The organism is Sulfuritalea hydrogenivorans sk43H (genome assembly GCF_000828635.1).
Classification (GTDB): Bacteria; Pseudomonadota; Gammaproteobacteria; order Burkholderiales; family Rhodocyclaceae; genus Sulfuritalea; species Sulfuritalea hydrogenivorans.
In genome coordinates this window covers 2,881,894-2,900,270 of sequence record NZ_AP012547.1, presented here as the reverse complement: position 1 = coordinate 2,900,270, position 18,377 = coordinate 2,881,894, and the positions used below count along the sequence as shown (strand labels likewise).

The following is an 18,377-nucleotide window of genomic DNA, read 5'->3' as shown; positions in this document are numbered from 1 at the left end:
CATGGCCGATACGGTGAGCGTTGAGCTTCTGGGCCGCCTGCAACCCCTGATGTCGCTGGGCAGCGAGGGTTTGCGCGAACTGCTGCCGCGCTGCCGCACGCAAAGTTTTGCGCGGGGAACCGATCCGTTCCGGGCCATCGACTGGAGCGGGCAGGTGGCATACCTGATGCACGGGCAACTGTGGGTCAATATGCCGGACGGCACTTCGCGCGTCCTGGTCGGCGGCCATGAACTTACCGATACACCGGTAGCGCGCGACGGAAAGGTCCCGGCGGCGAGCAAGGCCGTCACCGATGTCGAACTGCTCAGCCTGGACGAAGATACCCTGGACATCGTGATGACCTGGAACCAGCTCGCCACGCCCAGCGAGAGCGTCAAGGAAGCCGATCAAACGGACTGGCGCATGATGTCCGGCATGTTCGCCGTGGATAACCTTACCGTGGGCAGCTTTGCCTCGCTGCCTCCGGCCAACATCCAGGCGCTGCTTGCGAAGTTTCAGCGCATTCCCGCGACGCGCGGGCAGACCATCATCAAGCAGGGCGACCCCGGCGATTACTATTACCTGATCGAAAGCGGGCGCTGCAAGGTGTCCCGGCTGGTGGCCGGCTCTCCCGTGCAACTGGCGGAACTCAAGGAAGGCGATGCCTTCGGTGAAGATGCCTTGGTAGCCGATACGGTGCGCAACGCCACCGTGACGATGAATACCGATGGCATGTTGTTGCGCCTGTCGAAGCAGGATTTCGACGAGTTGCTGCGCGCCCCTCTGCTGCAGAAGGTTACCGGTGCCGAGGGCGAGCGGCGGGTGGCGGCCGGCGCAATCTGGATTGATGTGCGCTTTCCCGCCGAGTATCAGAGCGACGGTTATCCCGGTGCCATCAACATTCCGCTCAATGACATTCGTCAGGCCTCGGCGGCACTCGATCCGGCAAAGGAATACATTGTTTATTGCCAGACGGGACGTCGCAGTTCCGCTGCTGCATTTCTGCTTTCCCAGCGCGGGTTTCATGCGGTCCTGCTTGATGGCGGCATGAGGGCGCGCGCTGGTGCCATGGAGTCAGTCGAATGAACGCCGTACCTGCTGCAACCGCCGAGGCCTCCGCATCCGATGTGGATGTCCGCCTGGCCTTTTTCAAGAACCTTCAGGTAGTCACCAACAAGGTTCACGCCACTTCCAACATCGACGAGATCATGCTGGAGCTGTCCGGCGAGATCTGCAATCTGTTCAATGCCGATCGCCTGACCATCTATTCCGTGGGCGAGGACAAGGCGTCGATTGTTTCCAAGATCAAGACGGGCCTGACTTCCTTCAAGGATCTGCGCCTGCCCATCGCCGACCAGAGCATTGCCGGCCATGTCGCGCTGGCCAAGAAGACCGTCAATATCCGCGATGTGTATGACGACGCCGAGCTCAAGGCGATCAACCCGACGATGCGCTTCCTCCAGGAAGTGGACAAGCGTACCGGCTATCGCACCAAGCAGATGCTGGTGGCGCCGATTGTCGATGCACAGAGCACCGAATTGCTGGGTGTTGTCCAGATTATCAACAACAAGGCGGGCACCCCATTCACGGCGATCGCCCAGGAAGGCGTCAAGGGGCTGTGCGAGACGCTGGCAATCGCCTTCACCCAGCGCAGCAAGCCGGCGGCGGCGGTCAAGACCAAGTACGACTTCCTGGTATCCGATGCGGTGATTTCGCCGCAGGAACTGGAGCTGGCCACGCGCACCGCGCGGCGCAAGAATCTCGACATCGAGGAAGTCCTGGTCAACGAGTTCCAGGTCAAGCATCAGGCCCTGGGCGAGGCCTTGGGCAAGTTCTTCAATGTGCCTTACGAGTCCTTCAAGGGCGATCGCGTCAAGCCGGTCGACCTGCTGAAGAACCTCAAGCGGGACTTCCTGGAACAGGGCAAGTGGGCCCCCGTGGAGGAGAGCTCCGAAGGCGTCATGGTGGTCTGCCTCGACCCCGAGCAGGTCAAGGGTTCGCGCATCGTCAACAACGTCTTCCCGCGGGCGAAAGTCGTCTATCGGGTGACCACCAACCACGAGTTCGTGCAGACGCTGGATCTGCTGTTCGGTGCCGTCGGCGTTCCCGGCTACACCGATGACAGCTCGGTCGGCGACCTGCTGTCGACCCTTGATGAAGGTGACATGGAGGGCGAGGGCGGCAGTGGCGACGACATTTCCGCGGCAGCCGACAACGAGCTGGTCAAGCTGGTCAACAAGATCATTGTCGATGCCTATCAGATGGGCGCTTCGGACATCCACATCGAGCCGGGACTGGGCAAGGACAAGGTGCTGATCCGCTTCCGCCGCGATGGCTCGCTGCAGAAGTACATCGAAGTGCCAGCCAGCTACCGCAACGCGATGGTGGCCCGGCTCAAGATCATGTGCGACCTCGACATCGCCGAGCGCCGCAAGCCGCAGGACGGCAAGATCAAGTTCAAGAAATACGGCCCGCTCGACATCGAACTGCGGGTGGCGACGATCCCCTCCACCGGCGGTGTCGAAGACGTCGTCATGCGCATCCTCGCCGGCGGCGAGCCGATCCCGCTCGACAAGCTGGGCGTGCTGCCGACCAACCTGGTCAAGCTCAAGGCGACCATCTCCAAGCCTTACGGACTGTTCTTTGTCTGCGGTCCGACCGGTTCCGGCAAGACCACCACGCTGCACTCGGTGCTGGGTTATCTCAACACCGTGGATACCAAAATCTGGACCGCCGAAGATCCGGTTGAAATTACCCAAAAAGGTTTGCGCCAGGTTCAGGTGAACAAGAAGGTGATGGACTTCCCGATGGTGATGAAGGCCTTCCTGCGCGCCGACCCGGACATCATCATGGTGGGTGAAATGCGCGACGCCGAAACCACGGGCATCGGCATCGAGGCGTCGCTGACCGGCCACCTGGTGTTCGCCACGCTGCACACCAACAGCGCGCCGGAATCGATCATCCGCCTGCTCGACATGGGCATGGACCCCTTCAACTTCTCCGATGCCCTGCTCGGAATTCTGGCCCAGCGCCTGGCCAAGCGGCTGTGCAAATGCAAGGAAAGCTACACGCCCGACGCCGATGAAGTCCGGTTGTTCATGAAGGAGTATTGCACCGAGCTGGAAACCACCGAGACCTTCAAGAAGGACATGAAGGCGGCCTACGCGGCAACCGAGGCGCGGCTGATCAAGGATTACGGCAAGGATGGGCATCTGGTGTTCACCCGCGCCAAGGGTTGCGACACGTGTGGCGGCAGCGGCTACAAGGGCCGGGTCGGCCTGCATGAGCTGATGATCGGCACCGAGCCCCTGAAGAAGCTGATCCAGGAGCATGCCCGCGTCGTGCAGTTGTTTGCCCAGGCATTGGAAGACGGCATGCTGACCCTGAAGATGGATGGTCTCGAAAAAGCCCTGCAGGGGGTGACCGATCTGAAGCAGGTGCGAGCGGTCTGCATTAAGTAAGAGATGGCCATGGACAGCTCCAGCGACCTGTTTCGCCGTCTCGAACAACTGAATGCCATTGGCGCCGCGCTTTCCAAGGAGCGCGACATCAATCGGCTGCTGGAAACCATCCTCATTGCGGCCAAGACCATTACCCACGCCGACGGCGGCACGCTGTATCGCATGACGGAGGACCGCCAGGCGCTGCGCTTCGAGATTCTGCGCACCGACTCGCTGCACATTGCCATGGGCGGCACCACCGGCAACGCGATCAACTTTCCGAACCTGCCGCTGACCAACGACAAGGGCGAGCACAATGACTCGATGGTGGCCGCCTATGCCGCCATTCACGACAAGACGGTCAACATCGCCGACGCCTATACCGAAGCGGGCTTCGACTTTTCCGGCACGCGCAGCTTCGACGAGCGCACCGGCTATCGTTCGCAGTCCTTCCTCACGGTGCCGATGAAGAACCACGAGGGCGAGATCATCGGCGTGCTGCAACTGATCAACGCCCAGAATCCACAGACGCACCAGGTCACCCCGTTTTCATCGGCCGATCAGAGCCTGGCCGAATCGCTGGCTTCGCAAGCCGCCATTGCGCTGACCAATCGCCTGCTGATCACCCAGCTTGAAGAACTGTTCGAGTCCCTGATCAACCTGATCAACCTGGCGATTGACGAAAAGTCGCCCTACACCGGCGGCCATTGCCAGCGCGTGCCGGCCTTGACCATGATGCTGGCCGAGGCCGCCGACGAAGCCAACGAAGGACCGCTGGCGGCCTTCAGGATGGACGACCGCGATCGCTACGAGCTGAAGATTGCCGGCCTGCTGCACGATTGTGGCAAGGTCACCACGCCGGTGCATATCGTGGACAAGGCGACCAAGCTGCAAACCCTGTTTGATCGCATCCATCTGATCGACACGCGCTTCGAGGTACTCAAGCGCGACGCCGAGATTCACGCGCTGCGCCGGCAGCTGGAACTGCGCAAGGAAGCGGACGGCGCCGCGGATGCGGCAATCTGGCAGGACTATCACGACGAAGTCCGCGTGCTGGATGAAGACAGGGAATTCCTGCGCAAGACCAATGTCGGCGGCGAAGCCATGAAGGATGCCGACCTGCAGCGCGTGCGCGACATCGGCAGCCACCGCAAGTGGCGCAATGTCGATGCGGTCGAGACCGAGTTCCTCACCGCCGACGAGCTCGACAACCTGACCATCCGTGCCGGCACGCTGACGCTGAAGGAGCGCGACGTCATCAATTACCACATCGTCGCCACCATCAAGATGCTGGAACAACTGCCCTGGCCGAAGCACCTGACCAATGTGCCCGAATACGCCGGCGGCCATCACGAGCGCATGGACGGCAAGGGCTACCCGAAGGGCCTCACCCGCGAGCAGATGTCATGGCAGGCGCGCATGATGGGCGTTGCCGACATCTTCGAGGCGCTCACCGCCCGCGACCGCCCCTACAAGCCGGGCATGAAGCTCTCGCAGGCGATGGGCATCATGGCCAATTTCAAGCGGAACGGCCACATCGACCCCGACCTGTTCGACGTCTTCGTCAAGGGCAAGGTCTATCTCAAATACGCGCAGCAGTTCCTCGATCCGCAGCAGATCGATGCGGTGGATGAGGCTGTGCTGACGGCGTAATTATCCAGGCATCAGGCAGCCGATCCTGACTGCGGCACCTGTCTTTCAACGGTAGGCATTTATTTTGCAATTCTGCAAAATAAATGCACATTGGCCAAGGACCATAAACCGTATCAAGGCGGCCGCGCGATGCGGGCAACTCCTCAATCTGGCAAGCCTCGCCAACGACTGCGGCGTGGCGCTGATTACCGTGAAGCACTGGATCGCCATTCTCGTAGCCGGCTATCTGGTCTTCCTGCTGCGCCCCCATCACCGCAACTTCGGCAAGCGATTGATCAAGACGCCCAGGCTGTATTTCCTCGATACCGACATTGCCGCACATCTGCTCGGAATCGCCGCGCCGGAACAGCTCGATGCCCCCCTGCGCGGCCATCTGTTCGAGAACATGATCGTTGCCGAGTACTGGAAGGCGGCGATGAACGTCGGATGCACCGAGGCTTTGCATTTCTGGCGCGACAGCACCGGCAATGAAGTCGATCTGCTGATCGAGGATGGTCTGCGTTTCATCCCCATGGACATCAAATCGGGGGCAACCCTCAACAGCGATTTCTTTCGCGGCCTCTACCGCTTTGGCGAATTCGCTGGTGAGGACAGCCACAACCTGGCGCTTGTTTTTGGCGGCGAAGGGGGCATGGCCTGGCATGGCGTGCGTGTCATGGTTTGGAAGGAGGCGGACTGGGTGTATGAGTGAGGATTTTGGGAATCCCCAAAGATTGACAACGTGACGCGAGTAGGCAGGAGGGTGACGTTTTTTGTCACAACCTTCATTCTCGCTTCCCCGAAAGCATGAACTGATGGGCTTTTCTGTTGGCACGACTTGTGCGTCCCTATTCCACAGCGACGCCCGTCGCGCTTTCTCCAGGAGAATTCATATGAGCAAGTTGCAAAAAGGCTTCACCCTGATCGAGTTGATGATTGTCGTTGCGATCATCGGCATTCTGGCCGCCATCGCCATTCCGCAGTTCACCGAGTACACCAAGAAGGCCGAGAACAAGGCTGCTCAGTCGGATGCGAAGAATGTGCTGACCTCCGCGATCGCCAACGCCAACTAATACAAAGGATACCCAAATGAAAAAGCTACTTGTGGTTGGTATTGTTTCCAGCGTGTTTTCGGCAGGCGCGTTTGCGGCTGCTTGTACAGCTACTGCTGCTGCGGGTGCCCAAGCGGCAGCGGCCGGCACCGGGAATGCGACGACCGCATCGACGGCTGGCGAATATTGCGTGTGTGATGGCGGCACGGCGTTCAAGAACACCGTCAATGGTGGCTCTGGTACTGTGTTGTTGACCCCGGTTTTCGCCAAGACCGGTTTTGACGTTCAGTGTTCTGCCAACACGGTCGTCAGCTATAACGAGGTTTCCGGAAATCTGTTCGCCGTGGGCGGGGGATCGAGGAAAGGCAATCAGTCGGTCGCTGGTACGAGCAATGGCGGCGCGGTAACGGCGGCGGCAAAGTGCTCCGGCACCAATGATGCCTGCACCGGTGCAAACGTTTCGACCGCATTGGGCAATGCGGTAACTGCAGCCGGATCGAACTAAGTTTTTTGCTGCACAAAAGAGCGCACCCAAGGGTGCGCTCTTTTTGTTAAGGTGGTGCAATGTGGCAGTTCATGCTTTCAGCCGGGCGTGCCGGTCTTCGCAGCAGGAGCATCCAGGCGATCCTGATCCTCGGCGCCTTGCTGGTCGGTGTGGCCTATCTTGCCGCCTCGTTTTCTCCCCGTCAGCCGCAGACCGTCGCCCTTGATGTCGGCTTGTCCGGCCTGCGCATCACGCTGATCCTTTTTTCCCTGTTCTGGGTGCAGGAACTGGTCGCGCGCGAAATCGAGCGCCGCACCGTCCTGTTTGCGCTGACCTATCCGGTGGCACGCGGCCACTATATTGTCGGGCGCTATCTGGGCGTACTCGGCCTGATTGCCCTGGCCGCAGCGTTGCTCGGCATGCTGCTCTGGGCCGTGGTGCTGAGCTTGAGCAAGAGTTATGCGCAGGGCTTTGCGATCGCCCCCGGCTTCCCCTACTGGTCCACCGTGGCCGGGTTATGGGTCGATGCCGCCGTAGTGACGGCTTTTGCATTGTGGGTGGCCACTTTTTCCACGGTACCGATGCTGCCATTGGCGCTGGGCCTTGCTTTCGCCATTGCCGGTAAGAGCCTGGGTGCGGTAGCCGACTATCTGGCCAAGGGAGCCGAAGGCGACAAGGATCTGATGCGCTTTGCGCCGATCATCGATGCCATCCAATGGGTGCTGCCCGACCTGTCGCGGCTGGACTGGCGCAACTGGCCGATGTACGGTCTGACGCCGGATGGCCAGGCCGTCGCTCTGGGGTTGGTGCTCGCGGCGTGCTATGCGGCGCTGTTGTTGACCCTGGCGGTGATGACCTTCACCCGCCGGGACTTTGAATAGTCGGCGTTACCATGACGGCAAAGGCTGGCACTAGTGGCGATACGGCGATGAAGCTCACGCGGAACTGGAGGCCCTGCTTGGCGATACTGCTGGCGGCGACGGTTTTTGTTGCAACCTCCCAACGCCTCAAGTCCGTGCCGCGGCAATCCGTATCCGTCGAAATGCAGGTTGCATTACCCCTGTTCGTGCAGGTGTTCATGGCCATGGGCGACCGCCACCTGGCCGCCAATCTGGCCTCGATTCGTGCACTGGTGGTGGCCACCGACAAAATGCAGCCCGACGAATTCAAAATCCTGGCCAAGGTGCAGGAAGACGTGTCATGGCTGAATCCGGGTCACGAGGACAACTACTACATTGCCTTCGCGGTTCTGGCCCAGTACGGTGAACTGGATGCGGCGCAAAGAATTCTGGCCCGGGCCAGCCGGATGCGCTTCTTCGATTACCAGCCGACGTTCTTCTACGGCTTCAATCAGTGGTATTACAAACGCGATCCGGTGGGGGCCGCTGCCTGGATGCGCGAAGCAGCGGAAAAGCTGCCCGATCCCGACCAGCGCCTGACCATGCAGAACATGGCGGCACGCTGGATGGACACGGCGCAGGATACCGAGCTGGCGATCCGCGTGGTCGAGGCCCTGGCCAAGGAGGCCAGGCGCAGGGATTTTCGTGTCTATCTGGAAACACGCGTGGTGCGTTTGCGCCAGTTGCATCAATTGCGGACGGCGGCGGTGACTTACCGCGAGCGCTTCGGCCGGCCTTTGTCCAACTTGCAGGAACTGGTTGATTCCGGCATTCTCCCGGCCCTGCCGCAAGACCCGTTCGGCTTCGGCTTCGGCTTCGACCCGCAGGGCGAAATCGTGTTGCGTACTTCATCTCCCCGATCATGACCAATGCCATTGAACTTCGCGATCTGCGCAAGACTTATCCGCGCAACTGGGCGGCACCTCCCTTCGAGGCGCTCAAGGGAATTTCGCTGACCGTCGAACAGGGCGAAGTGTTCGGCTTCATCGGACCGAACGGCGCCGGGAAGAGTACCGCGATCAAGATTCTCACCGGCGTGATGTTGCCCACGGATGGCTCGGCGACCTTGTTCGGCGTCGACGTGACTCGCCCCGAGGCGCGCCGCGGGCTGGGCTACGTGCCGGAAAACCCCAGCCTGCCCGACTATCTGACGCCGATGGAAATCCTGTCCATGGGCCTCGCCCTGCATGGCCGCAAGCCCGCCGCGCCGGATGCCCATTGCATGCGCTGGCTGGAACGGTTCAGCCTGGGCGAGGCGGCCAACAAGTTGGTGCGCGGCTTTTCCAAAGGCATGGCGCAACGCACGGCGCTGGCCCATGCGATGGTGGTCGAGCCGCGGTTATTGATTCTGGATGAGCCGCTGTCCGGCCTCGATCCGATCGGGCGTCGCGACGTGGTCGAGATTCTCTCCGAATATCACCGGCAGGGCGGCACCATTTTCCTGACCTCGCATGTGCTGCACGACGTCGAGCGTCTGGCCGATCGTTTCGGCATGATCCACAAGGGCGAACTCAAGACAATTCAGTCACCCAATGAATTGGTCGGCGATCAGGAACTGGTCACCGTGCGCTCGGTTGGCGAGGGTCAGGTCGCCGGCATGACGGCGGAGAGCGGTGGGCGCTGGTTCGTCGAGGTGCGCCGCTCGGCCTTGTGGTCGACCCTGCAGGAGATCGACAAGGCCGGTCACACGCTGATCGAAGTCAAGCCGACGCTGACGCTGGAGAGCGCCTTCCTGCGCTATTCGGGTTTGGGTGAGGGCGCAGCGCCACCCAAGGCCTGAGGATTACGCTCCGCAGCCTTCGGCACCAGAGTCGGCGTTCGCAGTACGGCGAGCAGATCGGGCCGGTCCAGCCGTCCGACATAATGGGGCGGCTCGACATTCCGGTTTTCCTCCACCAGGCTGCGCCCATAGTTGGGCGCCACTCGCTTGAAGAACAAGGCGCGCCACATTTCGTTGAACGGGGTGTTGGCGCCGATCAGAAGCACAATGCCGATCGCCCAGGCGGAGCGCGGAAAACTGCGTCGCGATACCCAGTGCTGAATTTGATCGAGCGTGAGCAGCAGCAGAAAGACCAGGCATGGGGTCGATAGCCGCAGCAGCATGTCGTTGCTCGGGCCGTAATTGTATAAAGGCAGCAGGGTCAGGATCGCGCAGGCAAGCCAGAACAATCCGTAGGAATGTCTCAGGTTCCGCGCCAGCAGCAACGCGAGAATGGCGAACTCCATGAGGATGAACAGCAGGTAATCGAGGATCAGGTTGTCCGGCTTTGGCGCCACCGCAGTGGTCGGAGCGCTTGGAATGGCGGCGATGTCGAGCGTCATCAGGCGCACGGTGAGCCAGGTCGTGAGTACCGCCGCGACGATCTGCCACAACGTGATGCGGCTGTCGGCGAAACACAACCCCTGCGCGAACCAGCGCAGCGTGGCCAGTGCCAGAAAGGGCAGGATGCCAATCACCACGAAGGGAGTCCAGATGACTGTCAACGGCAGCAGGATGAGGAACAGTGCCGGCCACGCGCGATGGCCCCAGTGCCTGTAGAACAGTGTTGCCACCAGCCAGATTGGAATGGCGTGGTTGGGCGCCCAATACATCTGGCCGGTGAACGATGGATAGCAGAACGGTACCCACCATTCGAGTCGCAGTGGGAAAATGGGCGCGGAACCGGAACTCATCACGGCTCCGAGATAATCCATGCCGCTGAAAAATACCGCCACCAGCAACAGGCCGAGAAGCAGGCGACTGGGTCGGGTCGGCAGCGGCAGCAGCAGCAGGAACAAACTGCATCCGAGCGCCGTGTAAAGATACAGGGCGAGATCGACGCTGCCGATGCCGGCCAGTTTGCCGACGATGGCGGCCGGAAGGAAGAAGCCGATTGCCGAGCGGAGTATGTGCGGTTGCCCATCGATTACGTTGTAGGCCGGCGGCCAGTCGGAGAAGGTCAGGTCGCCGAGCACCTTGTCGCGCATTACCCAGTCGGGATTGGCATGGAAGAAATGGCCGGCGCCGCCCAGGCTGGCCCATGCGAAGCCGAGCACGATGATCATCACGCTCGTACCTGCCGATTGCGGCATGCTCCAGCGCATGTCGTCGCGGCGCAGGAACTGGGCCACTGCGAGTAGCGTCAGCGCCAACATGGGAATTGCGGCGGCGGGGCGCAACCAGCCGGCGAGGAAAATCAGGTGGGGCAGCGCAAGGTAGAGCAGGGTCGCGGCGGTGAGTCCATCCGGCGCGCGGGCCGAGTTGGCCTCGTCGATCGCCAGAAGCCGCTGCATTGCGGGTCTTTCAGTCACGCGGCGGCGCCGGGTCGAAATTGATCCGCTCGCGCTCTACGACAAGGGGGCGCTTCTGCACCTGCGTATGAATCGAGGCGATGTACTCGCCCAGAATCCCGATGAAGAAGAGCTGGACCGAGGCGAGAAAAAACATGCCGATCAGTACCGGAGCCGTTCCCATGCCGAAACGATCCCAATACACGAGCTTGAGTACCAGATACACCAGGGCGATCAGCAGGCTGATCAATGACAGGGAAAACCCGGCCATGGTCGCCAGGCGAAGCGGCAGCTTCGAATGGCTGGTGATGCCCAGCATCGCCAGGTCGTACAAGGTATAGAAGTTGTTCTTGGTGATGCCCCGCAGACGCAGCGGTTTTTCATAGGGGATTTCCGCATGCGGGAAGCCAATGTCGGAGACCATGCCGCGGAAATAGGGATACGGGTCGTCGTAGCGCCGGGCAATCTCCACTACGCTGCGGTCATAGAGGCCGAAGCCGGTAAAGTTCGGAATCAGCCTGACATCGGCGATTCTGCCGATCGTGCGGTAGTAGCTGCGGCGCACGAAGGACATCAGGGGTGTTTCGAGAGACTGTGGCTTGACGCCGACCACGACCCGAAAGCCCTCGCGCCATTTGGCGATGAATGCCGGGATGAGTTCCGGCGGATCCTGCAGGTCGGATGCCATGGTGATCACCGCATCGCCTCTGGCCTGCAGCAGGGCGTGCATCGGCGAACGGATATGGCCGAAGTTGCGCGAGTTGACGATGGCCTTGACGTGAGAGTCGGCGCTGGCGATACGGCGAATTGCCTCTACGGTGCCGTCGGTCGAGGCGTTGTCGATGAAGATGTGTTCGTAGTCGCAATCGGGAATGCCGGAGAACTGAGCGGCAATGCGGCGGTGAAGTTCCTCGACATTTTCTGCTTCGTTGAAGCACGGAGTGATGATCGAAATCAGGGGCATTGTGGATTGCTTTCTGAACTCGCCGCGTGGTCATCCGCCTGTATGCCGGATTGGCAGTCTACTTTACTCATCCTTCTCTGTTCCCGCTCGGCGCGGACTTCGTCGTCGTTGCGATTGCTGCGCCAGGCAAAGGCCACATATGGTTTGTTGGCTTTGTTGCGAGGATGGACACTGTCGCAGAAATACAGCCAGTCCACCGCATTGGGCAGCGGTGCCGAGATATTCAGCGCCGCCTCCGCAGGCGACCGGCGTCGCGGGATCAGGTAATGGGGGGCAATTTGGCCATTGTCGGCGTCGATCAGTGTGAAGTCCAGATTGGGCGCCCAGGGCGTACGCCCGATGGCACGAGAGAATTCATAGTACGGAGTGACCGCTCCGATGACCAGCACCAGTCCGAGCAACCAGCGGCGAAACACTCCGATGAGGGGTGCCGGATGCGCAAACACGTTGATGGAGGCGATGCAGAGTATGCCGAGAGAGGGGATGGAGCTACGCATGGCGAGATCGTTACCCGGCCCAAAGCTGAACAGGGGAAGCGCGAGCAGGGTGAGCACTGCCGTTACGAAAAGCCAGCGGTCGACCGCGCGGGCTACCAGCAGGGAGACCACCGCGAATTCGAAGATCACGAACAGCGTGTAGTTTTCCATGTAAGTGACTACATGGCCGAAGTTATTCAGGTAACGCCACCCGCCTGCCGGTTCCGTAGTGAGAGACATGCCGAGCTGAATACCGTTGAAGGGGATCGTCAGCGTGACGAAAACAACACCGAACACGGCGAAGCAGGCGGCAATGAGCGGTATGTCAAGAGCGTGGCGCGAACGTTGCTGCCACCAGCGGAGGGCCTGCATGGCGAGGAAGGGCGCCATGCCGATCAGGGCAAAGGGGGACCAGAGGGGCAGCACCGCAACGAGCAGCGGCGTAATGGAAAGGAATCGCGGGTGGCGCCAGTGGCGATAGAACAGGACGATTGAAATCCATCCCGGCAGGCTGTGGTTGGGATTCCAGAACAGGTTGGAGGTATTCGACCAGTAGCTGACCATGGGCGGCGGCTTGATCCACCAGTCGATGAATGCGCCCGGCAGCGGAACATTGCCCCAGTGGAAATCCGGAAACATGAAACCGAGGATGTCCATTCCGCTGAACAGCACCACAATCAACAGGGCCGCCGTCGAACGTGCCAGTGAGGCATGCCGCAGGGGAAGCAGGAGAAAGAACAGCGTGATGCCGGCTACCGTCCATAGCCACAGCAGTTTGTCCGCGGTCGCCAGCCCCGTCAGCTTGGCAATGGCAGCGGCTGGCAGAAAGTACGCCACCGGCGCGCGCAGTATGTAAAAGTCGTCTCCGCCGGCTGCGTAGGTGGGGGGCCAGGATCCTGCCACCAGGTCGTGCAGTACGGCGTCGCGGATGACCCAGTCGCGGGCGTTGGCATAGAAGAAATGTCCGGCGCCGCCGAATATCGACCAGAGGATGGCAATCAGCAGTGCCATGGCGATAAGCCGTTTCGACGGCCAGGGAGTCGCAGCCAGCGTATGTGCAGATAATGCACGCCAGCAGGCGTAGCCCAGCAGCAGGGAGAGGATCAGGGCTGGCGCCGGTTGGAACCATCCGGGGAAATACAGAAACAGCGGCAGTGCAAGATAACCCAGTGCGAGCCGGGTCAGGCGATCTGGCGGGGCGAAGGAAGGGCGTTCGTCGAACTCCCTGGGTGCATGAATCATCTGGGCCGCCCTTGTCGATCCGAAACCCGACGGAATGAAACGCGACTGTGCAGCACATAGGTAAGGATCAAGCTTGCAAGGATGACTATTGCCTGGGCAATCAAGGGCGACAGAGACGTAGTTTCGACCAGCACGTACATGGCAAGCAGATTGAACAGAAAGGTGGCAACAAGGCTTGCGTTGAACCGGAGGAATTCATTGATGATTTGCGCCTCGGAACGGAAAACCAGCCGTCGTTGCATGACATATGCCTGAATGACGTTGATGACATGCGCAAGCACCGCAATGAAAAGGTAGTGCAGATAGTCGGCTGCCAGCAAGTAGAGAACATAGAAACACAGGTAACCGAAAAGGGTGTTCCAGCCGCCAACGATGAGAAAGCGAAGTTTACGGCTGTCCTGCCACAGTCGGCGGGGTGCATCGAAAGTCCGGTTCTTCCGATGATTCATCGTGATGCAGGGTCAATTGCGCTGGCCATGCGGGCAATGGCCTGGGGTAGTGACGTCCATGCCTCAAGCCCCAGCTCCTTTCGGGCGCGGTGGGTATCCGGCAGATAGCGATGTCGCGGTGCACCACTATCGATGCCGAGAATGTCGATTGCAGCGCCCGGTGCAACGGTATCGCGGATGACTCGCACGAGTTCCACGAGGCTGATCGCCTGGTCGCCGCCGACGTTATAGGCTCGGCCGGGGTTCCCGCGGGCAAGCAGCACAAGCAGCCATACAGCCAAATCGGCGGCATAGAGGTAGCTGCGTAGCGGAGAGCCGTCGCCGCGCACGACGATCGGCCCACCGGCAAGCGCGTCGCGCAGGAACTGGGCGGGTGCGAGATGGCCGGGAAGATGAGCGCCGAGAAAGGCAAAGCAGCGAGCGACCACGGGTGCAGGCAGCCCGTTGCCGACCCGGCAGGCGCAAAGCATTTCCATGATCCGCTTGCCTTCGCCATAAACGTTGGCTCTGTCCAGGGAATCGCCCGCCAGATGGGAGTCTTCCCCAAGGGCCGGCAGCGAGGCAGGCTGGTCGCCGTACACTGCGCCCGAACTCAGCAGGAGGAATTTTTCGCATCCGACGTCGGCGAGGACGTCGAGTACCCGTCGCGTACCATCGATCATGCTGGCCAGCAGCAATGACGGGTTGGCGGCGGCTTGCAGCGAGGAGTCGGTGGCGCCATGGATGACTGCTTCGAAGCGACCGCCCGGCATGGCAAAGTTGGCAATGTCGCCTTGAATGAAGGAGAGCCATGGCTGGTGGTGGAACTCGGGATGACGGGCGAGAAAGGCCTGCGGATCGCGCGACAGGGCGACTACTTCGACGGGGCGGCCTTGCCGGTTCAGACATTCCAGCGCTGTCAGCAGCCAATAGCCGAAAAATCCCGTACAGCCGGTGGCGAACAAGCGGATTCCGGCCAGCTCGGGTAAGGGTTGCCTGTCAAGCAGGACCTCAAGGTCGCTGCAGGCAGTTGCGAAAGTGGCGTGGCGGCCTTGCTGCACTTGTCGTCAGGCCTCAGTAGAGGGTCAGCACGGGATTGGGGCGGGATGTGCGCAAGACGTCGCTGATCGCCTGTTGCGTCCGGAACGATGACACGACCACCGTGGCTTCTGGATGGCGGTCGAGTGTTTCGGGAGCCTCGATGAGCAGTGGCCCCATCATTTTCCCGTGCAGATTCGGGTTGCCGTCGACCAATTGGACGAGGCGCTTCTCTCCGGCTTCCAGAAGGCGCGGTATCAGGCGTGCCGTGTGGCTCCCGGCACCGTAGATCGCCAGCGTCTTCGCCGGGCAGGCGGCGATGCGCCCGAGGGCGGCCCGGGTCATGGCTTCCGATTGCGCAAGGTAGTCTTCGATGTCATCGCTTACCGCGGTCGAAGTGGAGAGTGGCCCGGGGACAGGACTGCGGATGAAGAGCCCGAAGAGGCTGTCGCAATATCCGGGAGGCAGGTCGACGAGAGCCGACGAAAGTGCGGTGAAGCCAAGAGCGCCAAAAAGCGCCGTCAGGCTTGCGGTGGAAAAGTACTGGATGTGCTCGAGGGAGAGTTCGCCGTATGGCTCGAAAGGGCTGTGCGCGAAACGTTCCAGCGCGGGCACTTCGACAAGGATTTTCGTTTGAGGTCCGATGGCCGCAGTCAAGGCTTCAAGGTCTTCGCGCAGTCGCGGCAGGTGTTCGAGCACACCGGTCAGGCAGACCACGTCCATGGCCGACAGATCGAGAAGCGCGGGGGCCTGTTCGAGCGTTCCGCAGCGGATACAGTCGAGCCCGAACTGCCGGCGAGCCTGTTGCGGCGCGCCGGGCGCGGGATCGATCCCGGCCAGGCGGGACCACCCCGCTATACGAAGCGCGCCAAGCAGCAAGCCGGATCCGCAGCCCAGGTCGGCGATCCTGGCGTCGGGTCGGGCATGGGGGCGCAGAAGGGCCACGGCGGCATCGCAACGCAAGCGATCGGTGGGCGACGGACCGGTATTGTCCGGAGCGATATCGTATTTGGAAAGCGAACGGTAATAAGCGGCGTAGGTTGCTGGCGACGGCAAGCGGTCGGCGAAGACGAAGCCGCACGCCGGGCAGCGGGCGACGCGATAGCTCATGTCCAGGCCGTCCAGCGCGACCAGGGCATTCATGTGCAACGGTACGGTTCGGTTGAATCCACAGATCGGGCAGTGCCGTATGTTGTGGGTCATGGCCGGGAAGGTCCGAAGACATCGTCCAGGCTCACGATTCGGGAGGACGGAATGCCAAGTGCATCGATGTTGCGCAGAATGTCATCGCGATAGCGGACGCTGCACACCAGGATGGGCAGCGCCCCGTGCCGTCGCTCGTCATAGGTCTCGACGGTGAGGTGACCATGGCGTTCACCTTGCCGTTGCTCGGCACTGTCGATCAACGCTGCCACGGGCAATGAATCGAGCAGAGGCTCGACGTAAGCACGAAAATCTCCTCCGATTCCCCATGCCGCAAATTGATCAGGAAGATGACTCTGGAAGCGCTGCAACAGCAGCGCTCTGCGTTGATGTCCGGTGAGCGCCGGTCGGGCAAATACTCTCAGGCTGTTTGAATAGACGGAGGATTCCCAATGACCCGACTCGATGCGATCGACCTCGAAATCTTCATGGATCAGCAGCGCGGCGATGGAGGCCACGGAAAACTGGTGCAGGTGCTCCGGGTTCGGATCCAGGTCAAGCAAGCGGTGACCGGCTTGGTTGGGAACCTCGATGATCAGCCTGCCGTCATCGTCGAGCAGTTTTCGCCAGTGGCGTATTTCCGCGGTGACGTCTGCCACGTGCTCTAGAACGTGAAAGGACAGCAGGAGATCAAACTTCTCGTTGACCAGCGTAGCGACGGGGGTTCTGACCACGCGGTCAAGAACCCGGGCCGCGATGGCAGCATCTTCGGACAATTCGATTCCGGTGTAGTGCACGGGGAGTGATTGGCGAACCATTGTGCCAAGTGATCCTTCGGCGCAGCCGATTTCAAGCACTCGCATTCCGTGGCGAAGCAGTGGTGCAATGTCGGCCATTCTGTCCTGCATCTTGCGGACATGGGAGGAGCCCTTGACGGCATTGCGTCCGCCAAGCTTGCCATAATCGGTTGATGCTCGTGTGGCTGGGGAATACCAGTGGTGTCCGCATCCCTTGCAGTGAAAGGGTTCCGCCGAATCAAGACCCTGGTTTTCATGCGGGCGTGCGCAACATGGACAGATCATGGGATTTATGACCTTGCTCTTCGTAACGGGGGAAACAGTTCGTAACGGGAGAGATAGTCGTTTGACAGTGGCGACATTGTAATTGTCGCATGCCACTTTTTGAAAGCATGCAGGCGAATTTTGCAGTATCTCAGGCTGGTGATTGGTGCGGGGCAATGCCGGGATTTCGTAGTGACAGATACGGCTGATCTGCGTGTCATTTTGGGTCTGACAGGGCGCCGGCGCAGCCGAGGTAACTTACAATCCGGCTTTTCAGGGAAGGCGGCAGGCATGAGTGTAAAGGCTAGAGTACGGGACGCCATCAGTCGCAACCCGCTGATGCATGGCTGGTTCGTGGCGGTCTGTGCCAGATTCACAATGCGGCTCTTCAATCTCCAGACTTATCTGAGCATTGGCGATTTGCGGGCCAAGTTCAGAGCTGCCTTGTGGCGGAAGTTTATGGAGATGGCCGGGCAACTGGGTACCGAGAAGATCGTGATCTCGAACAACAGGGCGGTTTTTTACTATCCTGATGGCTGCGCCTTCAATGTCTCTGCGGCGAAGGCATCGATCAGCGGAACGCAGTTCTCCTACGGGGGCTATGAGGCGGAGGAGACCCGGCTCATGGCGAGTGTTGTAGCGGCCGGTTCGACGGTCATAGACGTTGGCGCCAATTTCGGCTGGCATGCGATCCATTTGTCGAGGCGTGTGGGCGATTCCGGAAAGGTGCTTGCCTTTGAGCCAATACCCGCCACCTATGCCGAGCTGACGGAAAACGTGGCGCTCAACGCATGCAATAACCTGAAGTCGTTCAGCTTTGCGTTGGGGAACGAGGCTCGCACAATCTCGATGTATCTACCCGGCACGGATATGGGCGCCGGGGCTGCGTCCCAGTTCCTGGATACGGGTGACAGGGTCGAGGTTTCAATGCTCCGTCTTGATGATGTTCTGGATCGGGAGGGAGTGGAACATGTGGATTTCATCAAAGCGGATATCGAAGGCGGCGAACTGAACTTTCTGCGTGGCACGGAAAGATTGATAAACCGTTGCCACCCTGTCATCTTCGTCGAGATAGTCGATATCCACTGCCACCGCTTTGGATATGTCCCGCAAGACCTTATTCAGTTGCTTACCGGGCACGGCTATCATGGAAACTACATTGATGAAAATGGGGCATTGGTCGACATCGATGTCACGCGTCCGCAGAACGGCAATTATCTGTTTCGACCAGCCTGATGGCAGGCGGGGCCAACGGATTGGCGAGTATT

General features: G+C 60.6%; 16 protein-coding genes and 1 pseudogene. 10 read left to right on the top strand and 7 right to left on the bottom strand.

All coding sequences use genetic code 11. The features are described from left to right. Position 1 precedes the first annotated feature (1 nt). From SUTH_RS13915 to SUTH_RS13880, 9 genes and pseudogenes are all read left to right on the top strand, one after another. A complete protein-coding gene (locus SUTH_RS13915) occupies positions 2-1,066 on the top strand; it encodes a cyclic nucleotide-binding domain-containing protein (protein ID WP_041100075.1) in 1,065 nt (354 codons plus the stop codon). Next, a complete protein-coding gene (locus SUTH_RS13910) occupies positions 1,063-3,441 on the top strand; it encodes a GspE/PulE family protein (protein ID WP_041100073.1) in 2,379 nt (792 codons plus the stop codon). Before SUTH_RS13915 ends, SUTH_RS13910 begins: the two co-directional genes overlap by 4 nt. A 9-nt stretch (positions 3,442-3,450) precedes the next feature. Continuing rightward, entirely contained in the window at positions 3,451-5,073 is a 1,623-nt protein-coding gene (locus SUTH_RS13905) for an HD family phosphohydrolase (RefSeq protein WP_041102362.1), read from the top strand. 64 nt (positions 5,074-5,137) lie between these two features. Then, complete coding sequence (locus SUTH_RS13900; protein ID WP_171817375.1) at positions 5,138-5,764, top strand: DUF4143 domain-containing protein; 627 nt, start codon at positions 5,138-5,140, stop codon at positions 5,762-5,764. A gap of 181 nt (positions 5,765-5,945) precedes the next feature. Beyond that, a pseudogene (locus SUTH_RS20110) lies at positions 5,946-6,060 on the top strand (prepilin-type N-terminal cleavage/methylation domain-containing protein); the annotation flags it as partial. An 81-nt stretch (positions 6,061-6,141) separates the two neighbouring features. Continuing rightward, positions 6,142-6,609 (top strand): hypothetical protein, encoded by a 468-nt coding sequence (locus tag SUTH_RS19455; protein ID WP_148312944.1) that lies wholly within the window; start codon positions 6,142-6,144, stop codon positions 6,607-6,609. 59 nt (positions 6,610-6,668) lie between these two features. Continuing rightward, positions 6,669-7,469, top strand: a complete 801-nt coding sequence (locus tag SUTH_RS13890) for an ABC transporter permease (protein WP_041100069.1) — start codon at positions 6,669-6,671, stop codon at positions 7,467-7,469. An 11-nt stretch (positions 7,470-7,480) separates the two neighbouring features. Continuing rightward, positions 7,481-8,353, top strand: coding sequence for a hypothetical protein (locus SUTH_RS13885; RefSeq protein ID WP_148312943.1), 873 nt, complete (start codon positions 7,481-7,483; stop codon positions 8,351-8,353). Beyond that, positions 8,350-9,267 carry an ABC transporter ATP-binding protein gene (locus SUTH_RS13880; RefSeq protein ID WP_041100064.1) on the top strand — a complete coding sequence of 306 codons (918 nt, stop codon included), beginning with the start codon at positions 8,350-8,352 and terminating at the stop codon, positions 9,265-9,267. Before SUTH_RS13885 ends, SUTH_RS13880 begins: the two co-directional genes overlap by 4 nt. Here SUTH_RS13880 and SUTH_RS18610 read toward each other — a convergent pair. From SUTH_RS18610 to SUTH_RS13845, 7 genes are all read right to left on the bottom strand, one after another. Continuing rightward, positions 9,225-10,760 carry a hypothetical protein gene (locus SUTH_RS18610; protein ID WP_052473649.1) on the bottom strand — a complete coding sequence of 512 codons (1,536 nt, stop codon included), beginning with the start codon at positions 10,758-10,760 and terminating at the stop codon, positions 9,225-9,227. The genes SUTH_RS13880 and SUTH_RS18610 overlap by 43 nt on opposite strands. 10 nt (positions 10,761-10,770) lie before the next feature. Then, positions 10,771-11,721, bottom strand: a complete 951-nt coding sequence (locus SUTH_RS13870) for a glycosyltransferase family 2 protein (RefSeq protein ID WP_041100062.1) — start codon at positions 11,719-11,721, stop codon at positions 10,771-10,773. Further along, on the bottom strand, positions 11,712-13,439 hold the full coding sequence (locus SUTH_RS13865; RefSeq protein ID WP_041100061.1) for a hypothetical protein: 1,728 nt from the start codon (positions 13,437-13,439) through the stop codon (positions 11,712-11,714). The genes SUTH_RS13870 and SUTH_RS13865 overlap by 10 nt, the downstream gene beginning before the upstream one ends. Further along, positions 13,436-13,888: a GtrA family protein gene (locus SUTH_RS13860; protein WP_041100059.1), complete on the bottom strand. Its 453-nt coding sequence runs from the start codon at positions 13,886-13,888 to the stop codon at positions 13,436-13,438. The genes SUTH_RS13865 and SUTH_RS13860 overlap by 4 nt, the downstream gene beginning before the upstream one ends. After that, on the bottom strand, positions 13,885-14,832 hold the full coding sequence (locus SUTH_RS13855; protein ID WP_052473648.1) for an NAD-dependent epimerase/dehydratase family protein: 948 nt from the start codon (positions 14,830-14,832) through the stop codon (positions 13,885-13,887). The genes SUTH_RS13860 and SUTH_RS13855 overlap by 4 nt, the downstream gene beginning before the upstream one ends. 109 nt (positions 14,833-14,941) lie before the next feature. Continuing rightward, positions 14,942-16,108 (bottom strand): methyltransferase domain-containing protein, encoded by a 1,167-nt coding sequence (locus SUTH_RS13850; RefSeq protein WP_084207415.1) that lies wholly within the window; start codon positions 16,106-16,108, stop codon positions 14,942-14,944. Then, positions 16,105-16,956, bottom strand: coding sequence for a class I SAM-dependent methyltransferase (locus tag SUTH_RS13845; RefSeq protein WP_269450447.1), 852 nt, complete (start codon positions 16,954-16,956; stop codon positions 16,105-16,107). Before SUTH_RS13845 ends, SUTH_RS13850 begins: the two co-directional genes overlap by 4 nt. A gap of 444 nt (positions 16,957-17,400) precedes the next feature. Between SUTH_RS13845 and SUTH_RS13840 the strand changes: the two genes are divergently transcribed. Continuing rightward, the gene (locus SUTH_RS13840) at positions 17,401-18,345 is read left to right on the top strand and encodes an FkbM family methyltransferase (RefSeq protein ID WP_041100053.1); all 945 of its coding nucleotides are present in this window, start codon (positions 17,401-17,403) and stop codon (positions 18,343-18,345) included. Positions 18,346-18,377: the final 32 nt, after the last annotated feature.

What these genes read in the sequence shown, in the direction of transcription:
- SUTH_RS18610 (WP_052473649.1), bottom strand. Translation starts at nt 10,760, where the DNA reads ATGCAGCGGCTTCTGGCGATCGACGAGGCCAACTCGGCCCGCGCGCCG.
- SUTH_RS13905 (WP_041102362.1), top strand. Translation starts at nt 3,451, where the DNA reads ATGGACAGCTCCAGCGACCTGTTTCGCCGTCTCGAACAACTGAATGCC.
- SUTH_RS13870 (WP_041100062.1), bottom strand. Translation starts at nt 11,721, where the DNA reads ATGCCCCTGATTTCGATCATCACTCCGTGCTTCAACGAAGCAGAAAAT.
- SUTH_RS13915 (WP_041100075.1), top strand. Translation starts at nt 2, where the DNA reads ATGGCCGATACGGTGAGCGTTGAGCTTCTGGGCCGCCTGCAACCCCTG.
- SUTH_RS13865 (WP_041100061.1), bottom strand. Translation starts at nt 13,439, where the DNA reads ATGATTCATGCACCCAGGGAGTTCGACGAACGCCCTTCCTTCGCCCCG.
- SUTH_RS13840 (WP_041100053.1), top strand. Translation starts at nt 17,401, where the DNA reads ATGAGTGTAAAGGCTAGAGTACGGGACGCCATCAGTCGCAACCCGCTG.
- SUTH_RS13890 (WP_041100069.1), top strand. Translation starts at nt 6,669, where the DNA reads ATGTGGCAGTTCATGCTTTCAGCCGGGCGTGCCGGTCTTCGCAGCAGG.
- SUTH_RS13880 (WP_041100064.1), top strand. Translation starts at nt 8,350, where the DNA reads ATGACCAATGCCATTGAACTTCGCGATCTGCGCAAGACTTATCCGCGC.
- SUTH_RS13885 (WP_148312943.1), top strand. Translation starts at nt 7,481, where the DNA reads ATGACGGCAAAGGCTGGCACTAGTGGCGATACGGCGATGAAGCTCACG.
- SUTH_RS19455 (WP_148312944.1), top strand. Translation starts at nt 6,142, where the DNA reads ATGAAAAAGCTACTTGTGGTTGGTATTGTTTCCAGCGTGTTTTCGGCA.
- SUTH_RS13845 (WP_269450447.1), bottom strand. Translation starts at nt 16,956, where the DNA reads ATGCAGGACAGAATGGCCGACATTGCACCACTGCTTCGCCACGGAATG.
- SUTH_RS13860 (WP_041100059.1), bottom strand. Translation starts at nt 13,888, where the DNA reads ATGAATCATCGGAAGAACCGGACTTTCGATGCACCCCGCCGACTGTGG.
- SUTH_RS13910 (WP_041100073.1), top strand. Translation starts at nt 1,063, where the DNA reads ATGAACGCCGTACCTGCTGCAACCGCCGAGGCCTCCGCATCCGATGTG.
- SUTH_RS13850 (WP_084207415.1), bottom strand. Translation starts at nt 16,108, where the DNA reads ATGACCCACAACATACGGCACTGCCCGATCTGTGGATTCAACCGAACC.